At 70.8% G+C, this 22,978-nt stretch carries 19 protein-coding genes and 2 tRNA genes; 3 read left to right on the plus strand and 18 right to left on the minus strand.

Features of this window, described 5'->3' with window-relative positions:
- Positions 1–86 precede the first annotated feature (86 nt).
- From leuS to ACXNSR_RS13595, 9 genes are all read right to left on the minus strand, one after another.
- A complete protein-coding gene (gene leuS / locus ACXNSR_RS13555) occupies positions 87–2,957 on the minus strand; it encodes a leucine--tRNA ligase (protein WP_458642302.1) in 2,871 nt (956 codons plus the stop codon).
- A 270-nt stretch (positions 2,958–3,227) separates the two neighbouring features.
- A tRNA-Ala gene (locus ACXNSR_RS13560) sits at positions 3,228–3,300 on the minus strand.
- Positions 3,301–3,431: 131 nt separating this feature from the next.
- A complete protein-coding gene (locus ACXNSR_RS13565; protein ID WP_008738908.1) occupies positions 3,432–3,665 on the minus strand; it encodes a hypothetical protein in 234 nt (77 codons plus the stop codon).
- A 144-nt stretch (positions 3,666–3,809) separates the two neighbouring features.
- A tRNA-Ala gene (locus tag ACXNSR_RS13570) sits at positions 3,810–3,882 on the minus strand.
- Between the two features lie 123 nt (positions 3,883–4,005).
- A complete protein-coding gene (locus ACXNSR_RS13575; protein ID WP_458643297.1) occupies positions 4,006–4,662 on the minus strand; it encodes a histidine phosphatase family protein in 657 nt (218 codons plus the stop codon).
- On the minus strand, positions 4,659–5,105 hold the full coding sequence (rsfS, locus tag ACXNSR_RS13580; RefSeq protein WP_030008628.1) for a ribosome silencing factor: 447 nt from the start codon (positions 5,103–5,105) through the stop codon (positions 4,659–4,661). Before rsfS ends, ACXNSR_RS13575 begins: the two co-directional genes overlap by 4 nt.
- A gap of 119 nt (positions 5,106–5,224) precedes the next feature.
- Positions 5,225–6,937: an LCP family protein gene (locus ACXNSR_RS13585; RefSeq protein ID WP_458642303.1), complete on the minus strand. Its 1,713-nt coding sequence runs from the start codon at positions 6,935–6,937 to the stop codon at positions 5,225–5,227.
- Between the two features lie 24 nt (positions 6,938–6,961).
- Positions 6,962–7,579, minus strand: a complete 618-nt coding sequence (nadD, locus tag ACXNSR_RS13590) for a nicotinate-nucleotide adenylyltransferase (RefSeq protein WP_030008626.1) — start codon at positions 7,577–7,579, stop codon at positions 6,962–6,964.
- 64 nt (positions 7,580–7,643) lie between these two features.
- Positions 7,644–7,811 (minus strand): hypothetical protein, encoded by a 168-nt coding sequence (locus ACXNSR_RS13595; RefSeq protein WP_033224011.1) that lies wholly within the window; start codon positions 7,809–7,811, stop codon positions 7,644–7,646.
- Positions 7,812–7,951: 140 nt separating this feature from the next.
- On the opposite strand from ACXNSR_RS13595, the gene ACXNSR_RS13600 reads away from it, so the two are divergent.
- A complete protein-coding gene (locus ACXNSR_RS13600; protein ID WP_458642304.1) occupies positions 7,952–9,022 on the plus strand; it encodes a M48 family metallopeptidase in 1,071 nt (356 codons plus the stop codon).
- On the opposite strand, the gene ACXNSR_RS13605 is transcribed toward ACXNSR_RS13600, so the two are convergent.
- From ACXNSR_RS13605 to ACXNSR_RS13635, 7 genes are all read right to left on the minus strand, one after another.
- Positions 9,006–10,202, minus strand: coding sequence for an SCO2583 family membrane protein (locus ACXNSR_RS13605; RefSeq protein ID WP_458642305.1), 1,197 nt, complete (start codon positions 10,200–10,202; stop codon positions 9,006–9,008). The two genes, ACXNSR_RS13600 and ACXNSR_RS13605, sit on opposite strands and share 17 nt — an antisense overlap.
- 68 nt (positions 10,203–10,270) lie before the next feature.
- Positions 10,271–10,822 carry an SCO2584 family spore wall biosynthesis protein gene (locus ACXNSR_RS13610; RefSeq protein WP_458642306.1) on the minus strand — a complete coding sequence of 184 codons (552 nt, stop codon included), beginning with the start codon at positions 10,820–10,822 and terminating at the stop codon, positions 10,271–10,273.
- A gap of 77 nt (positions 10,823–10,899) precedes the next feature.
- On the minus strand, positions 10,900–12,183 hold the full coding sequence (locus ACXNSR_RS13615; protein ID WP_458642307.1) for a glutamate-5-semialdehyde dehydrogenase: 1,284 nt from the start codon (positions 12,181–12,183) through the stop codon (positions 10,900–10,902).
- Between the two features lie 480 nt (positions 12,184–12,663).
- Positions 12,664–13,131, minus strand: coding sequence for a hypothetical protein (locus tag ACXNSR_RS13620; protein ID WP_458643298.1), 468 nt, complete (start codon positions 13,129–13,131; stop codon positions 12,664–12,666).
- A gap of 34 nt (positions 13,132–13,165) precedes the next feature.
- Entirely contained in the window at positions 13,166–14,293 is a 1,128-nt protein-coding gene (gene proB / locus ACXNSR_RS13625; RefSeq protein ID WP_458642308.1) for a glutamate 5-kinase, read from the minus strand.
- A gap of 106 nt (positions 14,294–14,399) precedes the next feature.
- Positions 14,400–14,831, minus strand: coding sequence for a GtrA family protein (locus ACXNSR_RS13630; protein ID WP_458642309.1), 432 nt, complete (start codon positions 14,829–14,831; stop codon positions 14,400–14,402).
- A complete protein-coding gene (locus ACXNSR_RS13635; RefSeq protein WP_266596540.1) occupies positions 14,828–15,829 on the minus strand; it encodes a glycosyltransferase family 2 protein in 1,002 nt (333 codons plus the stop codon). Before ACXNSR_RS13635 ends, ACXNSR_RS13630 begins: the two co-directional genes overlap by 4 nt.
- Before the next feature lie 183 nt (positions 15,830–16,012).
- Here ACXNSR_RS13635 and ACXNSR_RS13640 point away from each other — a divergent pair, with 183 nt between their 5' ends.
- Complete coding sequence (locus ACXNSR_RS13640) at positions 16,013–18,892, plus strand: bifunctional glycosyltransferase/CDP-glycerol:glycerophosphate glycerophosphotransferase (protein ID WP_458642310.1); 2,880 nt, start codon at positions 16,013–16,015, stop codon at positions 18,890–18,892.
- Positions 18,889–20,061, plus strand: coding sequence for a glycosyltransferase (locus ACXNSR_RS13645; protein WP_458642311.1), 1,173 nt, complete (start codon positions 18,889–18,891; stop codon positions 20,059–20,061). The genes ACXNSR_RS13640 and ACXNSR_RS13645 overlap by 4 nt, the downstream gene beginning before the upstream one ends.
- Positions 20,062–20,156: 95 nt before the next feature.
- On the opposite strand, the gene galE is transcribed toward ACXNSR_RS13645, so the two are convergent.
- A complete protein-coding gene (gene galE, locus ACXNSR_RS13650) occupies positions 20,157–21,170 on the minus strand; it encodes a UDP-glucose 4-epimerase GalE (RefSeq protein ID WP_458642312.1) in 1,014 nt (337 codons plus the stop codon).
- A gap of 123 nt (positions 21,171–21,293) precedes the next feature.
- Positions 21,294–22,910 (minus strand): glycosyltransferase family 2 protein, encoded by a 1,617-nt coding sequence (locus tag ACXNSR_RS13655; protein WP_458642313.1) that lies wholly within the window; start codon positions 22,908–22,910, stop codon positions 21,294–21,296.
- Positions 22,911–22,978 lie beyond the last annotated feature (68 nt).

Genomic DNA, 22,978 nt, shown 5'->3' on the forward strand with positions numbered 1-22,978 from the left:
CACGGTAAACGCCACGGGCAGGCCAGGGGTTCCAATCGAACCCCCAACCTGCCCGTACGGGATCCCCCCTATGCGGGGGTGCGCCCTCAGATGACGATGTTCACCAGCTTCGGCGCGCGGACGATCACCTTGCGGATCTCCGCGCCGCCCAGCGCCGCCACGACACCCTCATCGGTCACGGCCAGCTGCTCCAGCTCCGCCTCGGAGATCGTCGGCGGCACCTCCAGCCGCGCCTTGACCTTGCCCTTGACCTGCACCACGCACGTCACGCTCTCGTCCACGACGTACGCCGGGTCCGCCACCGGGAAGTCCTGGTGGACGACCGACTCGCTGTGACCCAGGCGGTGCCACAGCTCCTCCGCGATGTGCGGGGCCAGCGGGGCGACCAGCAGCACCAGGGCCTCGGCGACCGAGCGCTCCAGCGGGCGGCCGGCCTTCGTCAGGGCGTTGTTCAGCTCGGTGATCTTCGCGATGGCGGTGTTGAAGCGCAGCCCGGTCAGGTCCGAGCCGGCGCCGTCGATCGCCTTGTGCAGCGCGCGCAGGGTCGCCTCGTCCGGCTCACCGTCCACGACGGTCACGGCGCCGGTCTCCTCGTCCACGATGTTGCGCCACAGGCGCTGCAGCAGCCGGTACTGGCCCACCACGGCCCGGGTGTCCCACGGACGGGAGACGTCCAGCGGGCCCATCGCCATCTCGTACAGGCGCAGCGTGTCCGCGCCGTACTCCTCGCAGATCTCGTCCGGCGTGACGGCGTTCTTCAGGGACTTGCCCATCTTGCCGTGCTCACGCTTGACCGGCTGGTCCTGGTAGAAGTAGCCGCCGTCGCGCTCCTCGACCTCGGCCGCGGGGACGTAGACACCGCGCGCGTCGGTGTACGCGTACGCCTGGATCATGCCCTGGTTGAAGAGCTTGTGGAACGGCTCCGCCGAGGAGACGTGGCCCAGGTCGAACAGCACCTTCGACCAGAAGCGGGCGTACAGCAGGTGCAGCACCGCGTGCTCGGCGCCGCCCACGTACAGGTCGACACCGCCGTGCGGCGCGCCCTCGCGGGGGCCCATCCAGTACTGCTCGATCTCAGGGTCCACCAGGGCCGAGGCGTTGTTCGGGTCCAGGTAGCGCAGCTCGTACCAGCAGGAACCGGCCCAGTTGGGCATGGTGTTGGTCTCGCGGCGGAAGGAGCGGACGCCGCGGCCGTCGCCCAGGTCCAGCTCCACGTTCACCCACTCGCCGTTGCGCGACAGCGGGGTCTCCGGCTTGGACGTGGCGTCGTCCGGCTCGAAGGTGCGCGGGGAGTAGTCCTCGACCTCCGGCAGTTCCAGGGGCAGCATCGACTCGGGCAGCGGGTGCGCGACGCCGTCCTCGTCGTAGACGATCGGGAAGGGCTCGCCCCAGTAGCGCTGACGGCTGAACAGCCAGTCGCGCAGCCGGAAGTTGACCGTGCCCTCGCCGATGCCGCGCCCTGCCAGCCAGTCGGTGATGGCGGCCTTGGCCTCCACGACGCCCAGGCCGTCCAGGGCGATGCCCTCGCCCGTGGAGTTGACCAGCTTCGCGTCGTAGGAGACGAAGGCGTCGTCCCACTCGGCCGGGTCGGTGCCGCGCCCGTCCGACGGCTCCACGACGCAGCGCATCGGCAGCTCGAAGGCACGCGCGAACTCGAAGTCGCGGCTGTCGTGCGCCGGGACGGCCATGATCGCGCCGGTGCCGTAGCCCATCAGCACGTAGTCGGCGATGAAGACCGGGACCTTGTCGCCGCTGACCGGGTTGATCGCGTACTCGCCGGTGAAGACACCGGTCTTGTCCTTGGCCTCGGCCTGCCGCTCGACGTCCGACTTCGAGGCGGCCTGCTTGCGGTAGGCGCTGACGGCCTCGGCCGGCGTGGCGTGCCCGCCGGTCCACACCTCGTGGGTGCCCTCGGGCCAGGCGGCCGGGATGAACTTCTCCACCAGCGGGTGCTCGGGCGCCAGCACCATGTAGGTGGCGCCGAAGAGGGTGTCCGGACGGGTGGTGAAGACGGTGATGGCCTCGTCGCCCAGCGCGAAGTCGACGCGCGCGCCCTCGCTGCGGCCGATCCAGTTCCGCTGCTGCAGCTTGATGGCCTCGGGCCAGTCCAGCGCGTCCAGGTCGTCGATCAGCCGGTCGGCGTAGGCGGTGATCCGCATGTTCCACTGGCTCAGCCGGGACTTGAAGACGGGGAAGTTGCCGCGCTCGGACCGGCCGTCGGCGGTGACCTCCTCGTTGGCCAGTACGGTGCCCAGCCCGGGGCACCAGTTCACCGGCGCGTCCGAGGAGTACGCCAGCCGGTGCTCGTTCAGTACGTCGGCCCGCTCGGCCGCGGTCAGAGCGGCCCAGGCGCGGCCGCCGGGGACCTCACGGGAGCCGTCCTCGAAGGCGGCGACCAGCTCGGTGATCGGCCGGGCCTTCTTCGCGTCGGCGTCGTACCAGGAGTTGTAGATCTGCAGGAAGATCCACTGGGTCCACTTGTAGTAGTCCGGGTCGATCGTGGCGAACGACCGGCGCTTGTCGTGGCCCAGGCCCAGCCGGCGCAGCTGGACCTTCATGTTCTCGATGTTGGCCTCGGTCGAGACGCGCGGGTGCGTGCCGGTCTGCACGGCGTACTGCTCCGCCGGCAGGCCGAAGGCGTCGAAGCCCAGGGTGTGCAGGACGTTGTGGCCGGTCATCCGCTGGTGGCGGGCGAAGACGTCGGTGGCGATGTACCCGAGCGGGTGTCCGACGTGCAGGCCCGCACCGGAGGGGTACGGGAACATGTCCATGATGAACTTCTTGGGCCGTGCGACCACCGCGGGGTCCCCGGCCAGGTCACCGGTCGGGTTCGGGGCCTCGTACGTGCCCTGCGCGTCCCAGACGTCCTGCCAGCGTGCCTCGATGTCGGCGGCCATGGCAGCCGTGTAGCGGTGCGCCTCGGCCGCCTCGGGGGCCGGGGTGTTCGTCTCGCTCATGATTTCTGAAGCTCCATCGATCGTCTTCGCCGTCTCTGCCTGCCCAAACGAAAAAACCCCTCGCACAGGAGGGGACGCCGCGCCGATGCCGACCTCTCGTGGGTCGGCGCTGATCAGCGCGGCTCGGTAAGCAGAAGGCGTACGGCACGCATGGCGTCAGGGTACCGCAGCGGCCCCTGCCGACGCTCGGCCGTTCCGCCCGTCGACACGGTGACACGGCGACACAACGAGAAGCGGGCCACCCGATCCGGGTGGCCCGCTTCTTCACTGTGGAGCTAAGGAGAATTGAACTCCTGACCTCCTGCATGCCATGCAGGCGCTCTACCAACTGAGCTATAGCCCCTTGTTGTGCTTGCCGCTTCGGTTTCCCTTGCCGGTTCCCCCTGGCGACATCCCAAACATTACACGGTCATGGCCCTGGTCCAAAAATCGGTTTCCACCAACCAGAGGCCATGTCCGATTTGAGCCAACTTGTCACGCCCGCGCGAACTGGTAGAACCGCTTGAGCGTGCAGTGCTCGTCGAGCAGCCGCCCGTAGATCGGCTCCCCTTCCAGCTCGCGGTACGTCTCGATCGGGTCGCCTTTTATGATCAGCGCCCGAGCGCATTCCTCGCACCAGTACTGGTAGTCGGGGTTGACCGGGTCCATGTCCCGCACGATCGGCGTGCCGTTGTTGCACCAGTCGCACCGGCGCCGGTGTGCACCCATCCGTCAGCGACTCCCTCCCGCGTCGGGCCGTCGTCTCCCCCTCCGGCGGTCACGATTCTGCCATGCCGGTGCGGGAGAGGTCAGCAAACGCAAAGGGTACAAAAGCAAGGATCCCGCCCCCTGTTGGGGACGGGATCCTGATTGTGGAGCTAAGGAGAATTGAACTCCTGACCTCCTGCATGCCATGCAGGCGCTCTACCAACTGAGCTATAGCCCCGCTCTCCGCCGCGCTCCCCCCGTCTCCGGTGTTCTGCGCTGCGAACAAGAAGAACTCTAGCCTGTGACCAGCCGGAAAGTGAAATCCGGGTGGCGGCCCCGCCGGGGAGCGGCAGAAAGCCGCTCAGTCGTCGTCGCCGAGCACCGGTTCCGGCAGCGTGCCGGCGTTGTGCTCCAGCAGGCGCCAGCCGCGCGCGCCCTCGCCGAGGACGGACCAGCAGCAGTTGGAGAGCCCGCCGAGGCCCTCCCAGTCGTACGCGTTCAGGCCGAGCAGGCGCCCGATGGTCGTACGGATGGTGCCGCCGTGGCTGACCACGACGAGGGTGCCGGACCGCGGCAGCCGTTCGACGTGCTCCAGCACCACCGGCGCGGCGCGGTCGGCGACCTCGGTCTCCAGCTCACCGCCGCCGCGGCGGACCGGTTCGCCGCGCTTCCACGCCGCGTACTGCTCGCCGTACTTCTCGAGGATCTCGTCGTGCGTGAGGCCCTGCCACTCGCCGGCGTACGTCTCGCGCAGCGCCGCGTCGTGCGCCACCGCCAGCCCCGTGAGGGCCGCCAGCTCGGCAGCCGTGGCGGAGGCGCGCCGCAGGTCGGAGGCCACGATGGCATCCGGCTTCAGCGAGGCGAGCAACCGCGCGGAGCGGCGCGCCTGCGCCACACCCGCCTCGGTCAGCTCGATGTCCGTGGAGCCCTGGAAGCGGCGCTCCAGGTTCCACGAGGTCTGGCCGTGCCGCCAGAGAACGATCTTCCTGCCGGACTTGCCCGAGGTGGTCGCGCTCAGAACAGATCACCGTCCAGTTCGTCGTCGCCCGCCGCCTCGCGCAGCTTGGCGTGCTCCTCGGCCTTGCCGATGGTGAGCTTGGCGTCCTCGGGGAGCTCGATCTCGGGGCAGTCCTTCCACAGGCGCTCCAGCGCGTAGAAGACACGCTCCTCGCTGTGCTGGACGTGGACGACGATGTCGACGTAGTCGAGCAGGATCCAGCGGGCGTCGCGGTCGCCCTCGCGGCGCACCGGCTTGGCGCCGAGCTCCTTGAGGAGGCGCTCCTCGATCTCGTCGACGATCGACTTGACCTGGCGGTCGTTGGGCGCCGAGGCGAGCAGGAAGGCGTCGGTGATCGACAGCACGTCGCTGACGTCGTACGCGATGATGTCGTGCGCGAGCCGGTCGGCCGCGGCCTGGGCGGCGGCGGTGATGAGCTCGATGGAGCGGTCCGTGGCGGTCACTGGCCATGCTTTCGGGTTGGCGGGCAGATCCTTACAAGGGTCTCATGTACCGCCGACACCGCCCGCGCGCAGCGTCGCGCGCGGGCGAATGCCTCCCTCCGGGCCGCTCCGGAGCCCGGTCAGGACGCCTTGTAGTCCTTGCCCAGGATCACCACGATCTCCGCGTTCACCGTGTTCTCGGCCTTCTTCACGACCGTCTCGGGCAGACCCAGCGTCTTGGACACCTCGATCGCGCGGTCCCGCTGCGCGTCGTCCTGGTAGGTGATCTGCGAGGTGGCCGCCGTCTTGTCGGCCTTGCCGCCGTCGACGAAGGTGTAGCCGCCGTTCATCAGCGTCGCCTTCGCCGCGACCTGCATCTTCTCGTCGCCGGTGGCGTCCTTGAGGCCGACGCGCGGGGCGGCACCGGGCTGCGCGGCGGCGCCGGAGCCGCCCAGCACCTCCTTGACCACCGTCTTGTTCGTGTCGTCCGTGAGCGTGCCGTCCGCCTTCACCGTGAGGACGTCCGTGCGGTACTCGCCCACCTTGGCGTGCGCGCCGAGCCGGGACAGCAGGGCCCCGAGGGTCTGCGCGTTCAGGGCCGGATCGAGGATCTGGCCGATGCTCTCGACGGTCACGGCCGCCGCCTTCGGGTCGCTCGGAACCTTGCGCAGCACCGCCTGGAGCACCTTGCCCACGCGTTCCAGCTGCTTGGCCTCCGGTTCGCCCTGCCCGCGGTACGTGGCGTAGGCGACGGCCATCGAGCCGCTCAGGCTCTGCTTCTGGCCCTGGGCGACGGCCGGGGTCTTGGCCGCGTCGTCGGCCGGGACCGCGGTGTCGGTGTCGACCTCGATGCCGCCGACCAGCTCGACCAGGTTCTCCAGGAAGGGGGTGTCCAGGCGCCAGGTGCCGCCGATGTGGGTGCCGAGCACGGAGTCGAGGGCCTCGCGGGTACCGAGTGCGCCGTCCTCCACCGACTTGCCGAGCCCCGTGGGAGTCCCCTCCTGGCCGGTGACGGCCAGGTTGTTCGGGAGCAGGACGGTGGCGCCCTTCTTGGTGGTGACGTTGTCGACGAGCAGCGCCGAGGAGGTGCCGCCCTTCTTGGTGTTGTGCAGGTGGACGACGATGATGTCGCGCTTCTGCGCGGCCGCGTCGGCGGTCGCCCCGGTCTTCTTCTCGCCGGGGCCGTCGAGGAAGGGCAGCTTGCCCGCGTACCAGAGGTAGCCGAGTCCGCCGACGACGAACAGGGCGAGGACGACGATCAGCGCCACCACCCGGTTGCGGCCGCGGCGGCGGGCCTCCTCGCGGCGTTCCGTGCGGCTCTCGGTGAATTTGAGCCAGTCGATGACGTCCTCGGAGTCCTCGTCCGGCTGGTCGATGAAGGCGAACATCTCGGTGCGGTAGTCCCGGTCCGCCTCCGGGCCGCCCTCGGGCCGGCGCGGCTCGGGGACCTGGGCGGACGCCCGCTCCTCCGGGTCGGGGCGCCGCTCGGCGGCCGGGGGCTCGGGCGCCTGCTGCTGCGGGATCCACTGCTGGGCCTGCTGCTGGGTCTGCTGCTGGGCCTGGTGCGGGGTCTGCTGCTGGGCCTGGCCGCTCTGCTGCCCGTCGTACCCGTAGGCGGGCGCCTGGGTGTACTCCTGCTGCCCGTACTCCTGGGCCGCCGGCTGCTGCTGGTAGTACTGCTGCGGCTGCTGCTGGTCGTAGCCCTGGTAGTCGTAGCCGTAGCTCTGCTGCTCGTACTGGTGGGCGGGCTGCGCGGGCACCTGGCCGTACACCGGCCGCCCGTACGCGTCGTAGCCGACGAGCTGCTGGTCCTGGGCGGCATACGGGTCGTACGGATCCTGTCGGTCGTTCACCGCGGGGCCCCTCTCTCCGGAAGCTCAGGCTCCCCGGTACAGCTCACGCTTGTCGATGTAGCGCACGACGCCGTCCGGCACCAAATACCAGACAGGATCCCCCTGGGCCACCCTCGCACGGCAGTCGGTGGACGAGATCGCGAGCGCGGGCACCTCCACCAGGGAGACACCGCCCTCCGGGAGCCCGTCGTCGGTGAGCACGTGGCCCGGCCGGGTGACTCCGATGAAGTGGGAGAGCGAGAAGAGCTCTTCGGCGTTGCGCCAGGTCAGGATCTGTGCGAGCGCGTCGGCTCCGGTGATGAAGAACAGGTCGGCGTCGTCGTTCTGCGCCTTCAGGTCCCGCAGGGTGTCGATGGTGTACGTCGGCCCGCCGCGGTCGATGTCGATGCGGCTCACCGAGAACTGCGGGTTCGAGGCCGTGGCGATGACCGTCATCAGATAGCGGTCCTCGGCCGGCGAGACGGCGCGCTGCGACTTCTGCCACGGCTCGCCGGTCGGCACGAACATCACCTCATCGAGGTGGAAAAGGGCGGCCACCTCGCTGGCGGCCACCAGGTGTCCGTGATGGATCGGGTCGAATGTCCCGCCCATCACGCCGAGCCGGCGCTTGACCGGACCGGTAGGCATCTCCTGCTCTCCCATGAGCGCAGAGCCTACTGGCCCGGGGGACGCGTCGTTCTCGTCGGGTGAGGCGGGTGCGGCCGGTTCAGCGGTCGCGGTTCAGGCGCGTGGTGACCCAGAGCATCAGCATCAGGATGACGAAGGCACCGCCGCCGGTCAGGTACGGGTTCAGGCTGTCGTGGTTGCCGCCGTGCTGCTCGGCCCCCTCCGAAGCGAGGACGACCAGGTTGTGGGCGGTGGTGGAGAGGCTCATCAGGCAGATACCTATCGAGTCGGGGAGCGGGCGGAGACTTCGCTCACATCGTATGCGGGGGCCTGGGGCACGCTCACGCCGACTCAGGCGTTGGAGAGGATAGACGCAGGGACGTGCAGGTCCATCCAGGGGAGGGCGCTATGACGGAAACAGGGTTCGAGAAGGTACCGGCGCGGGACCGCAGGCGGTTCCCGGGCATCTCGTCGCGGGCCTACGAGCATCCCGCGGACCGCTCCGCGCTGGTGGCGCTGCGCAAGCTGAGCGGCTTCGACACGGTGTTCAAGGCGCTGAGCGGGCTGCTGCCGGAGCGGAGCCTGCGGCTGATGTTCCTGTCGGAGTCGGTGCGGGTCGGCGAGACGCAGTTCCCGCACCTGTACGCGATGCTGCGCGACGCCTGCTACATCCTGGACCTGGAGAAGGTCCCGCAGATGTACGTGCAGCAGGACCCGAAGCCCAACGCCATGTGCATCGGGCTGGACGAGCCGATCATCGTGGTGACCACGGGCCTCGTCGAGCTGCTCGACGAGGAGGAGATGCGTGCGGTGGTGGGCCACGAGGTGGGCCACGCCCTGTCGGGGCACGCCGTCTACCGCACGATCCTGCTGTTCCTGACCGGCCTGGCGCTGAAGGTCGCGTGGATCCCGCTGGGCAATGTGGCGATCATGACGATCGTGACCGCGCTGCGGGAGTGGTTCCGCAAGTCGGAGCTCTCGGCCGACCGGGCCGGGCTGCTGGTGGGGCAGGACGTGCAGGCCTCGATGCGGGGTCTGATGAAGATCGCCGGCGGCAACCACCTCCACGAGATGAACGTGGACGCCTTCCTGGCCCAGGCCGAGGAGTACGAGTCGAGCGGCGATCTGCGCGACTCCGTACTGAAGATCCTGAATCTGCTGCCCCGCACGCACCCCTTCACGACGGTGCGGGCGGCCGAGCTGAAGAAGTGGTCGGAGAGCCGCGACCACCAGCGGATCATGGACGGCCACTACCCGCGGCGGGACGAGGACAAGGACACCTCGGTGACCGACTCCTTCCGCCAGTCCGCCGCGCACTACGCCGATGCGGTGCGCACCAGCAAGGACCCGCTGTTCAGGTTCGTCGGTGACCTCGCGGGCGGGGCGGCCGACGTGGGTGGCAAGCTCCGCGACAAGTTCACGGGCGCCGGGGCCGGCACCGCCCCGCAGGACAAGGCAGGGCCTACGGAGCAGGGCTGACGGGAGCGGCCCGCGGGGGCGAGGGCGGCGCCGCGGACGGGGTCACGCCCTGGGTCGCGGGCGCGGCCAGGACGCCGCACAGGCCGGCCGTGCGCCGCGGTTGGCCGCTGGCGTACGGGTCGCTCGCGGCCGGACCCACCGTGGTCGGGCCCGCTCCGGCCAGGAGCGGGCGGAAGGCCCCGGCCGGGTCCGCGGAGCAGTCCTGCGGCCCGGCCATGACATAGGCCGAGGCCAGTTCCAGCCGCCGGGCCGTCAGGTCCTCACGGTCGAAGCGCAGCCGAAGCTCGCGCCGGACGGTGAAGAGCGAGGCGCCGTCGGCGGCGGCCGGGGATCCCGTGGCGGGCCGCACGGCGTACACGAAGGTGTGGTCGGTGGTGACCTCCAGCATGTCCGGAGCCACCTCCTCGAAGGCGAGCGTTCCGCTCACCCGGACCCTGGTGTCGGCCACGACGGCGGTGGACGGGTCGAAGCGGACCAGCCAGCCGGTGGCCGCGTGGCGGCCGTCGCCGGAGGGCGAGGTCATGCTGCGGTCGAACTGCGCCAGCTGGTCGGGGTCGAGCAGGACGCGCACCGGGCGGGAGGCCGATCCGGCGAGGATGTCGGGGTCGAGCGAGGACTGCACCAGGTAGTCCTTGGCGATGGACAGCGCGGCGACGACCTGGGCGTCGGTGAAGTGGTGTGTGCGGCGCACGGCGGGCAGGGTGATGCCGGCCGCTCCGACCCGGTAGTCGGCGGCGGGGCTCTTCGCGTACAGCTCGGCGGGGCGCCCGCCGGGCACGTCGGTGGTCGGTGCGAGTGGGACCACGGTGCTGCCGAGCGCCTGGGCGGGTCCCCCGGAGGGGGGCACGTAAGGGTTGCGCAGCCCCATGTAGACGGCGAAGGCGAAGGCCGTGGCGATGAGCAGCACGAGCAGCATGCCCTGCCGTGCGCCCCGGCCGGGGGTGCCGGTCCCGGACGCGGAGCCGCCGCCGGACCAGATGGACCTGCTGCGCACCGCACGGGCGTGTTCGCCCATGCGTTCCTGGGCGGAGTACTCCTGGAGCCGGGCGGCCCGGACGAAGTCCTCGTCGAACACCACGGACCGGTACTCGTCCGACCGGAAGTCGTCGGACCGGAAGTCGTCGTCGCCCCCGCCCATGCCCTCGGGGGTGCTGTTGGGTGGATCTCCTGGCACGGCCATCGCTTCTCCCCGCTGTCCCCGCTTCAGAGAAGCCCCCGGCTCCGGCGTACGCGAGTGGGGTCGTACCTTCAGGGTTGGCGGACGGAGGGGTACATAAACGCGCCGACGCCGGTGACTTCACCCCTGGGGGTGCTGGCGGGGGCCGGAGCGGGGTCCGCCTCGCCCGAGGCACTGCGGTAGACGGCGCTGAAGGCCAGCGCGACCATTCCGAGGCCCATCACGAAGGCGAGCACCCAGGCGACGGGACGCAGCCACGGCGCGCGGCCGCGGTAGGGGCGCAGACTGCCGCCGTAGACCCCGTACGGGCCGTCCGGGTATCCGTAGCCGCGGTCGTGGTCCCAGCCGTGGTCGTCGTCGTACCCGTCGGGATGGCCGTACCCGTAGCTGTCGTGGTCGTCGTCGCCCGTCCAGCCACCGGCCACGGCGCGGGCGGCTTCCGCCTCCGCACGCGCTCGGTCGGCCGCCCGCTGGCGCTCGGCGGCGCTCGGTTCATGGATCTCGGCGTTCCGGACGAAGGCCTCGTCGAACACCACGGAGGCGAAGTCGTAATCCGCGCCTCCGCGGTCGTCGTCGGGCTCCCCGTCGTCCGGGAACGGCTTGCCCCCCACGTCGTCCGGCACGGGACCAGCCTAGACCTGGGGAGCCTCCTTCGGCAGGGTGTGCGCCGAATTCCGGCCACACCGCGCTCGAAGCCCCACTACCGAACGTGACCGTCGCCGGTGACGATGTACTTGGTGGAGGTCAGCTCGGGAAGGCCCATCGGACCCCTGGCGTGCAGCTTCTGGGTGGAGATACCGATCTCCGCACCGAAGCCGAACTGGCCACCGTCCGTGAACCGAGTGGATGCATTCACGGCGACCGTGGTCGAGTCGACCAGCTGGGTGAAGCGGCGCGCGGCGGCCTGCGAGGTGGTGACGATCGCCTCGGTGTGACCGGAGGTCCAGCGGCGGATGTGGGTGACGGCGTCGTCGAGGGAGTCCACGACTCCGGCGGCGATGTCGTAGGACAGGTACTCGGCGGCCCAGTCCTCGTCCGTGGCGGGCAGGGCGGTGACCTTGCTGCCCTCGGCGGCGGCGAGGACCCGGGCGTCGCCGTGCACGGTGACGCCGGCGTCGGCGAGCGCGTCGAGGGCGCGCGGCAGGAAGGCGTCGGCGATGTCGCGGTGGACCAGGAGGGTCTCGGCGGAGTTGCAGACGGAGGGCCGCTGGGCCTTGGAGTTGATGAGGATGTCCACCGCCATGTCCAGGTCGGCCTGGGCGTCGACGTAGACGTGGCAGTTGCCGGTACCGGTCTCGATGACCGGGACGGTGGATTCCTCGACCACGGTCTTGATGAGGGAGGCGCCGCCGCGCGGGATGAGCACGTCGACGAGGCCGCGGGCGCGCATCAGCTCGCGGACGGAGTCGCGGGATTCGCCGGGGACGAGCTGGATCGCGTCGGCGGGCAGGCCGGCGCTCTCGACGGCGTCCCGCAGGATGGCGACGAGCGCGGTGTTGGAGGAGTAGGCGGAGGAACTGCCGCGCAGCAGGACCGCGTTGCCGGACTTGAGGCAGAGGGCGGCGGCGTCGACGGTGACGTTGGGGCGGGCCTCGTAGATGATGCCGACGACGCCGAGCGGGACGCGGATCTGCCGGAGGTCGATGCCGTTGGGCAGGGTGTTGCCGCGGACGACCTCGCCGACGGGGTCGGGGAGGGCCGCGACGTCGCGGACGTCGGAGGCGATGGCGGCGATCCGCTCCGGGGTCAGGGTGAGGCGGTCGATGACGGTCTCGCTGGTGCCGGCGGCGCGGGCCTTGTCCGTGTCCACGGCGTTGGCGGCGACGATCTCGGCCGTACGGGCCTCCAGCGCGTCCGCGATCGCCAGCAGGGCGGTGTCCTTGGCGGACCGCGGGAGTGGGGCGATCACCGCGGCGGCGGTACGGGACCGCTGCGCGGTGGCGAGGACGGGCGAGGTGGCGGTGGCGGCATCGAGCGAGGTCATGCCGCCCAGGGTAATCCCCTGCCGGTGTGCCGCTGCTGGGGTTCCACCCCGCGAGACGGCCGCCGGCCGGGTCGGCGGGGTGAGGCCGGGGGCGGGTACGGGGCCGCTGCGCGGGGCACTCTCCCCGCCCCGCCCTTTCGCCCTTTCCCCGGGCTCTGCCCGGACCCGGTCCTCAAACGCCGGACAGGCTGAAAAGCCGAGGCTCTGCCCGGCCCCGGTCCTCAAGCGCCGGACGGGCTGAAAGGGCCGGGCTCCGCCCCAAGCACCCGACCGGGGGAAGAGCCGAGGTGCGGCCCGGACCCGGTCCTCAAACGCCGGACGGGCCGAAGGGCCGGGGCTCGGCCCCGAGCACCGGACGGGCTGAAAGCCGGGGCTGCGCTCCGAGCACCGCCCCGGCTGAAGCCGCAGCTCGGCCCGGATCCCGGCCTCGAACGCCGGACGGGGCGTCGGCCCGAGGCCGGGGCGGCCGGCTGGGTGCGTTCAGTAGGGGTGCACTCCTACCGGGTGGGCCGGGGGCGGGCCGTAGCCCTCCGCGACCCGCTGGTGGTAGGTGGCGCGGTCGATGACCTCCAGGCCGACGATCTCCCAGGGCGGGAGCTGCGCCGAGGAGCGGTGTTCGCCCCACAGGCGCAGGGCGACGGCCGCCGCGTCGTGGAGGTCCCGGGCCTCTTCCCAGTAGCGGATCTCCGCGTGGTCGTCGGCGTACCGGCTGGTCAGCAGGAAGGGATGGTCGTGGGCCAGTTGCTCCAGCCCGCGCCGGACCTCGGACAGCGGGGCCGGCTTGCCGGAGACGCTCAGGGTCACGTGCCACAGACGCGATGCGTGTTCTTGCTCCTCCCCGCCACCGCCGCCGTCACCGTCCCCTGTGCCGACGCTGGTCAGCGCTCGTCTCACCAGCCGCCTCCTGTCTCCGCCACGCGGGTCCGCCCGCCCCTCACAGTTGACCAGTCCACGGGCCGCCGCGCTCCGCTTTTGCCGAACCTCAGCCCTCCAGCAGGACCAGATCGTCCCGGTGGACGACCTCCCGCTCGTACGCGGGTCCGAGTTCCCGCGCGAGCTCGCGAGTGGAGCGGCCGAGGAGCTGCGGGAGCTCCTTGGCGTCGAAGTTGACCAGGCCCCGGGCCACGGCGCGGCCGTCCGCGGAGCGCAGTTCCACCGGGTCCCCGGCGACGAAGTCGCCTTCGACCGCCGCGATCCCGGCGGGCAGCAGCGAGCTGCCGCGCTCGGTGACCGCGCGGACGGCACCGTCGTCCAGGACCAGGTGCCCCTGCGGGGTCGACGCGTGCTGGAGCCAGAGCAGCCGGTCCGCGGAGCGGCGCCCGGTGGCGTGGAACAGCGTGCCGGTCCCCCGTCCGGCGAGGGCGTCGGCGGCCTGGCTCGCGGAGGTCAGCACCACCGGGATCCCGGCGGCGGCCGCGATCCGGGCCGCCTCGACCTTGGTGACCATGCCGCCGGTGCCCACGCCCGCCTTGCCGGCGCTGCCGATGGAGACGTGCGCGATGTCCTCGGGCCCGCGGACCTCTGCGATGCGCGTGGTGCCGGGCTGGGACGGGTCGCCGTCGTAGAGGCCGTCCACGTCCGAGAGGAGTACGAGGAGGTCGGCGCGGACGAGGTGGGCGACGAGGGCCGCCAGCCGGTCGTTGTCGCCGAAGCGGATCTCGTCGGTGGCGACGGTGTCGTTCTCGTTGACGACGGGGAGCGCGCCCATGGCGAGCAGCTGGTCGAGGGTGCGGTAGGCGTTGCGGTAGTGGGCGCGGCGGCTGGTGTCGTCGGTGGTGAGGAGCACCTGGCCGACGCGGACGCCGTACCGGGCGAAGGAGGCCGTGTAGCGGGCGACGAGCAGGCCCTGGCCCACGCTCGCGGCGGCCTGCTGCCGGGCCAGGTCCTTGGGCCGCCGGCGCAGGCCGAGCGGGGAGAGACCGGCGGCGATGGCTCCGCTGGAGACGAGGACGATCTCCTTCTCGCCTCCGCTGCGCGCCTTGGAGAGGACGTCGACGAGCGCGTCCACCCGGTCGGCGTCGAGGCCGCCGGCCGCGGTGGTCAGGGAGGAGGAGCCGACCTTGACCACGATCCTGCGGGCGTCCACGACACCTTGCCTAGCCGCTGACACGTCTGTCCCCTTGCCCCTTGCCGAAATGCCTGTCGGCGAAATGCATGTCGCCGAGATGCCTGCCGTCTCAATCTACGGGGTGGGCGCACGGGACTGCTCGGGGGTTTCAGACCCTGGACGAGGACCCCGCCTCCACGGGCGTGGCCTCCTCGGCCCGGGCGGCACCCGGGACGAGGATCTTGCGGGAGAGCAGGAAGGTGAACGGGATGGCCAGGACGGCCGCGACCAGCGGGGCGATCCGGGTGTCCATTCCGACCCAGGTCACCAGCGCGTAGAGGCCGACGGACTGGATGACGAAGTTGCTGATGTTCGTCAGCGGGAAGAGGAAGAACTTCTTCCAGGTCGGCCGGGTCCGGTAGGTGAAGTAGGTGTTCATGAAGAACGAGCCGACCATCGCCAGGACGAAGGCCAGGGAGTAGGCGGCGAAGTACGGCATCCACGGGTGAAGGAGCAGGTAGATGACGAAGAAGGTGCCGGTGTTGACTCCGCCGACGAGGGCGAACCTGAACACCTGGCCGAGCTGTTCCTTGCGGCTCATCGGGCGCTGCGCTCCACGATCGTAGGCTCTGCGACCGGGGCCGCCGGCCGGTCATCGGTCCGCGGGAGCGGCTGTGCTCCGTGCGATTCCTTCACCAGGAAGTGCGGCCTGCGCTTGGCTTCGTAGTAGATGCGGCCGATGTACTCGCCGATCAGGCCCAGCATGATCAACTGTACGCCGCCCAGGCCGGTGATGATGGCCACGAGGGTGACGTACCCCGGGGACTCGACGCCGTTGGTGATCGCCATGATCGTGATCCACAGGGCGTACAGACCGGTCAGGGCGACCAGCGACACGCCGAACCAGATCCCGATCCGCAGCGGCTTGTTGTTGAAGGAGATCAGGCCGTCCATGCCGTAGTTCAGCAGGGCGCCGAACTTCCACTTCGTCTCGCCCGCCTCGCGCTGCGCGTTGCGGTAGTCGAAGTGGACGGTGTCGAAGCCGATCCAGGAGAACAGCCCCTTGGAGAAGCGGTTGTACTCCGGCAGCGACAGCAGGGCGTCCACGGCCGGGCGCGAGAGCATGCGGAAGTCGCCGACGCCGTCGGTGAGCTCCACGTCGACCCACCGGTTGACGCCCCGGTAGTAGAGGCTGCTGAGGGCGGAGCGGAGCTTCTTGTCGCCCTCGCGCGTGCGGCGGGCGATGATCTGGTCGTGTCCCTGCCGGTAGTGCTCCAGCATGGTCGCGATCAGCTCCGGCGGGTGCTGGAGGTCCGCATCCATGATCACTACGGCGTCGCCCGTGGCCTCGCGCAGGCCCGCGAGCATGCCGGCCTCCTTGCCGAAGTTCCGGCTGAAGGAGACGTAGCGGGTCTCCTCGCCGTGTTCGGCGGCGATCTTCCGGAGCTTGTCGAGGGTGCCGTCGCGGCTCCCGTCGTCGACGTAGCAGACCTCGTACTCGACGGGGAGGGCGTCCAGGACCCTCCGGATCTCCACATCGAAGCTGTCGATGACGGCTTCTTCGTTGAAGCAGGGGACAACTACGGACAGCTTCGTCATGAACACTTCCTGCTGGATCCGAACGGGTGATTGTCGGCGGCCTGACCCGCCTCTCACCTCTTCCTTAGAAGTATGCACGGTGAGGGTCGGGCGGGAGTCGGGCTGCGGGAGTCGGGGGCGGCACACGGTAGCGTGGACGAGATAAGCGGAATCAGCTGAACGTAACGAAACGAAGGGATCGAGGTGCACGTGCCCGACGTCTCCGTGGTCGTCATCGTCTACAACGACGCAGAGCGTCTGCCGACAGCAGTCCGGTCGGTTCTGGACCAGACCCTGCACAGCGTCGAAGTCGTGATCGTCGACGACTGCAGCAAGGACCGCTCGTACGCGGTCGCCCAGGAACTGGAATCTGCACATCCGGGGAGAGTGCGCGCCTTCCAGCTGCCGGAGAACAGCGGCGGCTGCGGTGCGCCGCGCAACCACGGCATCCAGCAGGCCACCGGAACGTACGTGATGTTCCTCGACAGCGACGACGTGCTGGAGCGCAACGCCTGCCGGAACATGCTGGACGCCGCCGAGCGGACCGGATCCGACCTGGTCGCGGGCATGTGCGTACGCGTGCACCTCGACAACCGGTGGGGCAAGACCACCGAGTGGTACCCCTGGATCTACTCGCGCACCCGCACCCTGGAATCGATCACCGAGTATCCCGACCTGCTGGTCTACGACACCCTCTCCACGAACAAGTGCTACCGGCGCGCGTTCCTGCTGGAGCAGGGCCTGGAGTTCCCGGTCGGCATCCACTACGAGGACCTGCTGTTCTCCGCGCAGGCCTACGTGGCCGCCCGCCGCATCACCCTGATCCCGAACCACGTCTACTTCTGGAACGTGGTCGAGAAGGCCGCGGCCCTGTCGATCAGCAACCGGCGCCACGAGATCGCGAACTTCGTCCACCGGATGGAGATCCACCGCCGCGTCGACGCCCTGCTGGCCGAGAAGGGCCACACGGACATCAAGTCCGCGAAGGACGCCAAGTTCCTCAAGCACGACCTCGTGCTGCACCTGCGCGACCTGCCGCTGCTGAGCGACGAGTACCGCCAGGAGTTCGCCCGCCTCGCCAACGGCTACCTCGCGGGGATCGACCCGGCCGCCTACGAGAACGTCACCCACCTCCAGGCGATCTGCGCCTACCTGCTGGGCAAGGAGGACTGGGACAACCTGCTCCCGGCCGCCGACGCCATGACCAACAAGGGCCGGCTCACCTCCCCGCTCGCCGAACGCGACGGCCGCGTCTACTGGTGCGCGCAGCACATCGACGGCCCCGACGCCGCCGAGGCCCGCCGGATACTGGACGTCACCGAGCAGGCCTTCCACACCACGCCGCTCACCTCCCTCACCCTGGGCAACCGGCTCACCTCCTACGAGGACGACGGCCGCGGCACGGTCACCATGTCCGGCTCCGTCGTGAACCCGCTGGGCCGGATCCCCGCCGACGCGGAACTGAAGGCCACGCTCGAGTTCCGGGCCCGTCGGCAGATCGGCGTGCGCTCCTTCGGCTTCCCGGTGGAAACCGTCCGCCACGCCGGTGACACGATCGAGTGGACCGGCACCGCCGACGTCGCGAGCACGGTCCGCCCGCTCGGCATCATCGACGCCGTCTGGGACGTCCGCCTCAAGCTGACCGCGGGCGGCGAACGGATCACCACCCGGGTCGCGATCGGCGGGGTCGACCTGGAGTCGGCGGCCCGGCTGCGCGTCCGCCCGCGGCTGACCCGCCTGGTCTCGGACCGCTTCGGGCCCCAGATGACCAAGAAGGGCAACCTCAGCTACGTGCTGAGCGCCGAGGGCGCCGCCGCCGTCCGCACCCAGTCCCTGATCAACAACGCCATACAGGGCAAGGCGGCCGGCGTGGTCAAGCGGGGCCTGCGCAAGGCCCTGCGGACCCGCCGCAACATCGGCTCCGGCGAGCAGAAGGTGAAGATCTACCACGAGGTCTTCTCGAAGCTGCCGATCAAGAAGGGCACGGTCGTCTTCGAGAGCCACATGGGCAAGCAGTACAGCGACAGCCCCAAGGCGATCTACGAGGAGCTGGTCCGCCAGGGCGCGCCGTTCGAGGCGATCTGGTCGTACGCGGGCGCCAAGCCCACCGGCTTCCCCAAGGAGGCCACCCTGGTCAGGCGCTGGGGCTGGCAGTACCTGCGCGCCCTCGCCCAGGCCGAGTACTGGGTCGACAACCAGGGCTTCCCGCTGGCGCTGGCCAAGCGCCCCGGGACCACGTACATCCAGACCTGGCACGGCTCGGCGCTCAAGCGGATGGGCTTCCACGAACCGCGGACCAAGGCCCAGGGCCGGGCCGGCCAGGCCCGTTTCCAGGCGGCCGTCGACCGCTTCGACCACTTCCTGATCCGCTCCGAGCACGACACCCGCACCCTCGCCAAGGGCTTCCGCCTGCGCGACGAGGTGCTGCTGCGCACGGGCTACCCGCGCAACGACGCCCTCGTCGAGGCGCACCGGACCGAGACGGACAGCGGCGAGCGCGTCCGCGGCCCCCTCGCCGCCGAACTCGGCATCGACCCGGACAAGAAGGTGCTGCTGTACGCGCCGACCTTCCGGGCGGGCGCGGACGGCGCGGTGGAGGGGTTCACCTTCCCCTTCGACGTGGAGGAGTTCGCGGACCGCCTCGGCGACCGCTTCACGCTGCTGGTGCGGACCCACTACCTCAACAGCGTCTCGCTGCCGCCGTCCGTCGCGGGCCGCGTCATCGACGTGTCGCGGCACCACGACATCACCCCGCTGCTGGCCCTCGCCGACGGTCTGATCACCGACTACTCGTCCGTGATGTTCGACTACGCGGTCCTGGACCGGCCGATGCTGTTCTTCGCGTACGACTACGAGAAGTACGCCACCGACATCCGCGGCACGTACTTCGACCTGAAGGAGAAGGCCCCGGGCCCGGTGGTGGCCACGGCGGACGAACTCCTGCAGGCGCTCGCAGCCTTCGAGGAGGCCGACGTCAAGTACGCCCAGGCACGGCAGCGTTTCCTCGCCGAGTTCGGTGAGTACGACCGCGGGGACGCAGCCCGCCAGATCGTAGAGAAGTTCTTCACCAGGAGCGGCAAGTGAGCCAGCAGACCGCCACCCCGGGCGGCCGTGACATCTTCATCGTCTCCAACAACGTCGACGAGATCGGCGGTGTGACGACCTGGTCGCACCAGATGGCCCGGCAGTTCACCGACCGCGGCCACCGGGTGCACATCGTGGGCATCGCCCCGGTCGCCGACGACATCCGGCAGAAGCTCCCGGCGGGCCTGCCGTACGAGATGACCACGCTCTACGACACCCACCCGCCGTCGGCCCGCCGGCTGCGCGGGATCAAGGGCCGGCTGAACGCACCCGAGCGGCGCCGCCAGGCGGCCCGGCGGGCGCAGATGCGGGTCAAGGCCGAGCGGCTGAGCGAGCTGCTGCGGGCGGCCCGCCCGGGCGGTGTCGTCATCGTCACCCAGGTCTGGGCGATGGAGTGGGTGGCGCTCGCCGACACCAAGGGGCTCACCGTCGTCGGGATGAGTCACGAGTCGTTCGAGGCCAGCCAGAAGTCCACCCGCGGGGAGCGGGTCCGCCGCTTCTACCCGCAGGTCGACCGGCTGCTGGTGCTGACCGCCGAGGACGCGGACCTGTGGATCCGGGCGGGCATGGAGAACGTGGGGAGCATGCCGAACCCGCTGCCCTTCATGCCCGACTCCCCCGCGCCCCGCACGGAGAAGGTCGTGGCGTGCGTCGGCCGCCTCGCCTTCGAGAAGGGCGTCGACCTGCTGCTCGACACCTGGGCGGACGTCGCGCCGCACCACCCCGACTGGACCCTGCGGATCTACGGGGCGGGCGCGGAGGAGGCGACGCTGAAGGCGTACTGCACCTCGCTGGGCCTGGACGACTCCGTGGAGTGGATGGGAAGCACCGACGACGTGCTCGGCGCCCTGCGCGGCGCCTCGGTCTTCGCCCAGGCCTCACGGGCCGAGGGCTTCCCGATCACGCTGCTGGAAGCGATGGCGGCGGGCGTACCGGCGGCCGCCTTCGACTGCGCGCCGGGCGTACGGGAGATCGTCGACCACGGCGAGGACGGACTGCTGGCCCGGCTGGGCAACACGATGGAGCTGGCCGGGCACCTGCGCGAACTGATGGCCGACCGTGAGCTGCGCGACCGGCTCGGCGACAACGCCTTCCGTTCGGTGCAGCGCTACTCCAGCACCGAGATCACCGACCGGTGGGAAGAGCTGTTCTCCTTCCTGGAGCGCTGACCGCACCCGCCACGGCACACGCGGAGCGGCCCGCCCCGGACACCTCCGGGGCGGGCCGCTCCACATCCGGCACACGCCGGTTCGGCTTCCGCCGGTCAGGGCTTGTGGACGTCCCGGTGGGCGTCCTTGCGGGCCACCTTGTTGGCCTCCCAGCCCGCCCATGCGGAGGTGACCATCTCACGGACGTCGTGCCGGGCCTTCCAGCCCAGCTCGGTGGTGATCCTGTCGGCCGACGCCACGACCTTCGCCGGGTCGCCGGGGCGGCGCGGGCTGATCACGGGGGCGATGTCGTGCCCGGTGTTCTTGTTCAGGAGCTCGACCATCTCGGCGACGGAGACGCCCTCGCCGCGCCCGATGTTGACGGTGAGGTCCTTGTAGTCGCCGGCCGCGGCCCACTCGGCGAGCTTGCGGGCGGCCGCCACGTGGGCCTCCGCGAGGTCCTCGACGTGGATGTAGTCGCGGATGCAGGTGCCGTCCGGGGTCGGGTAGTCGTCACCGAAGATCTTGGCACCCTGGCCGGCGTCGTACCGCTCGAAGACCATCGGGACCAGGTTGAAGACGCCGGTGTCGGCGAGCTCGGGGGCCGCGGCGCCCGCCACGTTGAAGTAGCGCAGGCAGGCGGTGGAGATGCCGTGCGCCCGGCCCGCGGCGCGCACCAGCCACTCGCCGGCCAGCTTGGTCTCGCCGTAGGGGCTCAGCGGCCTGCACGGGGTGTCCTCGGTGACCAGGTCCACGTCGGGCATGCCGTAGACGGAGGCGGAGGAGGAGAAGAGGAAGTTGCGGATGCCCGCGTCGGCCACGGCCTGGAGCAGGACGGAAAGGCCCTGCACGTTCTCGTGGTAGTAGTACATCGGCTTCTCGACGGACTCGCCGACCTGCTTCTTGCCCGCCAGGTGCACCACGCCGGTGATCTTGTGCTTGCGGATGACCTCCTCCACGGCCAGCCGGTCGAGGACGGAGCCGACCACCAGAGGAACACCTTCCGGCACCCGGTTCTCGTCGCCCGTGGAGAGGTCGTCGAAGACGACGACCTCCTCCCCCGCGAGCCGCATCGCGCGGACGACGTGCGCGCCGATGTACCCGGCGCCACCGGTGATCAGAAACGTCATGTGTGTCTCCTTGGTCCTGTCCGACTTCGGAATGCTTCGGAAATACTTCGGAATGCTTCGAGATGCTTCGGGATGAAGCGCGAGGCGGTGCGCAGGTCCGCGGCAGGTGCCGCCTACGGGGCCTCAGCCCGCCCCACGGCCCGCCCGGGCCCGGTGGAGGCGGTTGCGTACGAGGTACAGCGCGCCCTCGGCACCGGGCGCGAGGCGCAGCGCGAGGGCGCCGGCCCCCGTCCGGTAGGGCTGCGCCAGCAGCACACCGTACCGGCTGCTGGGCAGCGCCCGACGGCGAAGCAGCCGGCCCCGGGGGCGCAGGGAGGTGAACACCGAGCTCCCGTCGGCACACCGCACGCCCACCCCGACGTTCCACGCCTGCATCCTGCGCAGCCCCTGCCGACGGCCCGTGACGGCCAGGTCGGCGAGGCGGAACGGCAGTACGGCGACCCAGCCGCCGCTGCGGTCGGGGTAGAGCTCGACCGGCTGCGCGAAGACCGCCTCACCGCCCGCCCGGGGCGTGAAGCGCAGCTGCGCGGTGACGGGCCCGGCCTCGGCGACGCGCCCGTACAGGTCGTGCAGGCGGATCCGCACGGCGGCCCGCCCGGCCGGTTCGGCGTCGACGGTGACGGGCAGCTCGCCGACCGGCAGCACGGACAGGTCCGCGAGCTCGACCGGGAGCTCCTCGCTCCAGACCGGAACTCCGGCGGGACCGGTCGCGTACGGGGGCAGCAGCCGCGGCGGTTCGGCCGCCAGCCGAGTGAGCCGCTCCACATCGGCGGGCGGGGTCGCGGTGGCGCGCAGCACCGAAACGATCCAGCGGGCGTGGGCCGCGGCGGACTCGATGTCGGCCTCGGGGAAGGTGTCGACGTACTCGCGGGTCAGGGTCCACCAGGCGGCCTGGTACTCGGGGTCCTGGCCGAGCTCGCGCAGGTACATGCGCAGGTCGTACTCCAGGAACTTCACCCGGCAGGCGCTGCCCAGCACCGGGGAGGCCTCGGCGAGGATCCCGGCGGCCGTGCGGTGGGCCTCGATGCGGGAGCGCCAGTTCCCGACGTCCTTGCGGTCCAGGGAGATCGACACCTGGGCGGCGCTCCGGCGCACGTGCCAGACGTAGACGAGATCGCCGGTCACGGCGATGCGGGGGGCCGCGGCGAGCACGCGGGCGGTGAAGACGAAGTCCTCGTAGATGAACCGGCCGTCGGGGAAGCGCAGGCCGTGCTCCTGGAGGAAGGCGCGCTCGTACAGCTTGTTGACGCACAGGGTGTCGCGGACGAGCTCGGGCCGGTCCACCGGCCGCTCGATCACCTCGCCCGGTACGTGCAGTCCGGGCATCCACGGGACGTCGTGGTGCTGGGGCAGCTCGCGCCGTACCGCCGCGCCGACGGTGACCGGGGCCCGGTGCTCCTCGGCGGTGCGCACCAGGGCGTCGGCGGCTCCCGGCGGCAGGACGTCGTCGCTGTCGAGGAAGAGCACGTACCGGCCGGAAGCAGCCGCGATCCCGTCGTTGCGCGGGGTGCCGCACCCCCCGCTGTTCTCCGTCCGGTGCACGACCTTGAGGCGGGGATGGGCGGCGGCCAGCTCGTCCAGCACCCGCGCGGTGCCGTCGGACGAGGCGTCGTTCACCGCGATCACCTCGGCGACCACCGGGCCCTGGGCGAGGGCCGAGGAAACGGCCTCGCCCACGAGCCCGGCGTCGTTGTACGCGATGACCACCACGGACACGGTGGGTAGGTTGCTGCTGTTCACCCGGAAGATCCTAGGCGACCCACGTAAAGGCGCCTTCAAACCTTCCGGGCACAAGTCCCTCGGGAGGG

It is taken from the genome of Streptomyces sp. NC-S4, assembly GCF_054353315.1.

What these genes read in the sequence shown, in the direction of transcription:
- ACXNSR_RS13600 (WP_458642304.1), top strand. Translation starts at nt 7,952, where the DNA reads ATGACGGAAACAGGGTTCGAGAAGGTACCGGCGCGGGACCGCAGGCGG.
- ACXNSR_RS13595 (WP_033224011.1), bottom strand. Translation starts at nt 7,811, where the DNA reads ATGAGCCTCTCCACCACCGCCCACAACCTGGTCGTCCTCGCTTCGGAG.
- ACXNSR_RS13605 (WP_458642305.1), bottom strand. Translation starts at nt 10,202, where the DNA reads ATGGCCGTGCCAGGAGATCCACCCAACAGCACCCCCGAGGGCATGGGC.
- nadD (WP_030008626.1), bottom strand. Translation starts at nt 7,579, where the DNA reads ATGGGAGAGCAGGAGATGCCTACCGGTCCGGTCAAGCGCCGGCTCGGC.
- galE (WP_458642312.1), bottom strand. Translation starts at nt 21,170, where the DNA reads ATGACGTTTCTGATCACCGGTGGCGCCGGGTACATCGGCGCGCACGTC.
- ACXNSR_RS13635 (WP_266596540.1), bottom strand. Translation starts at nt 15,829, where the DNA reads ATGACGAAGCTGTCCGTAGTTGTCCCCTGCTTCAACGAAGAAGCCGTC.
- leuS (WP_458642302.1), bottom strand. Translation starts at nt 2,957, where the DNA reads ATGAGCGAGACGAACACCCCGGCCCCCGAGGCGGCCGAGGCGCACCGC.
- ACXNSR_RS13630 (WP_458642309.1), bottom strand. Translation starts at nt 14,831, where the DNA reads ATGAGCCGCAAGGAACAGCTCGGCCAGGTGTTCAGGTTCGCCCTCGTC.
- ACXNSR_RS13615 (WP_458642307.1), bottom strand. Translation starts at nt 12,183, where the DNA reads ATGACCTCGCTCGATGCCGCCACCGCCACCTCGCCCGTCCTCGCCACC.
- ACXNSR_RS13565 (WP_008738908.1), bottom strand. Translation starts at nt 3,665, where the DNA reads ATGGGTGCACACCGGCGCCGGTGCGACTGGTGCAACAACGGCACGCCG.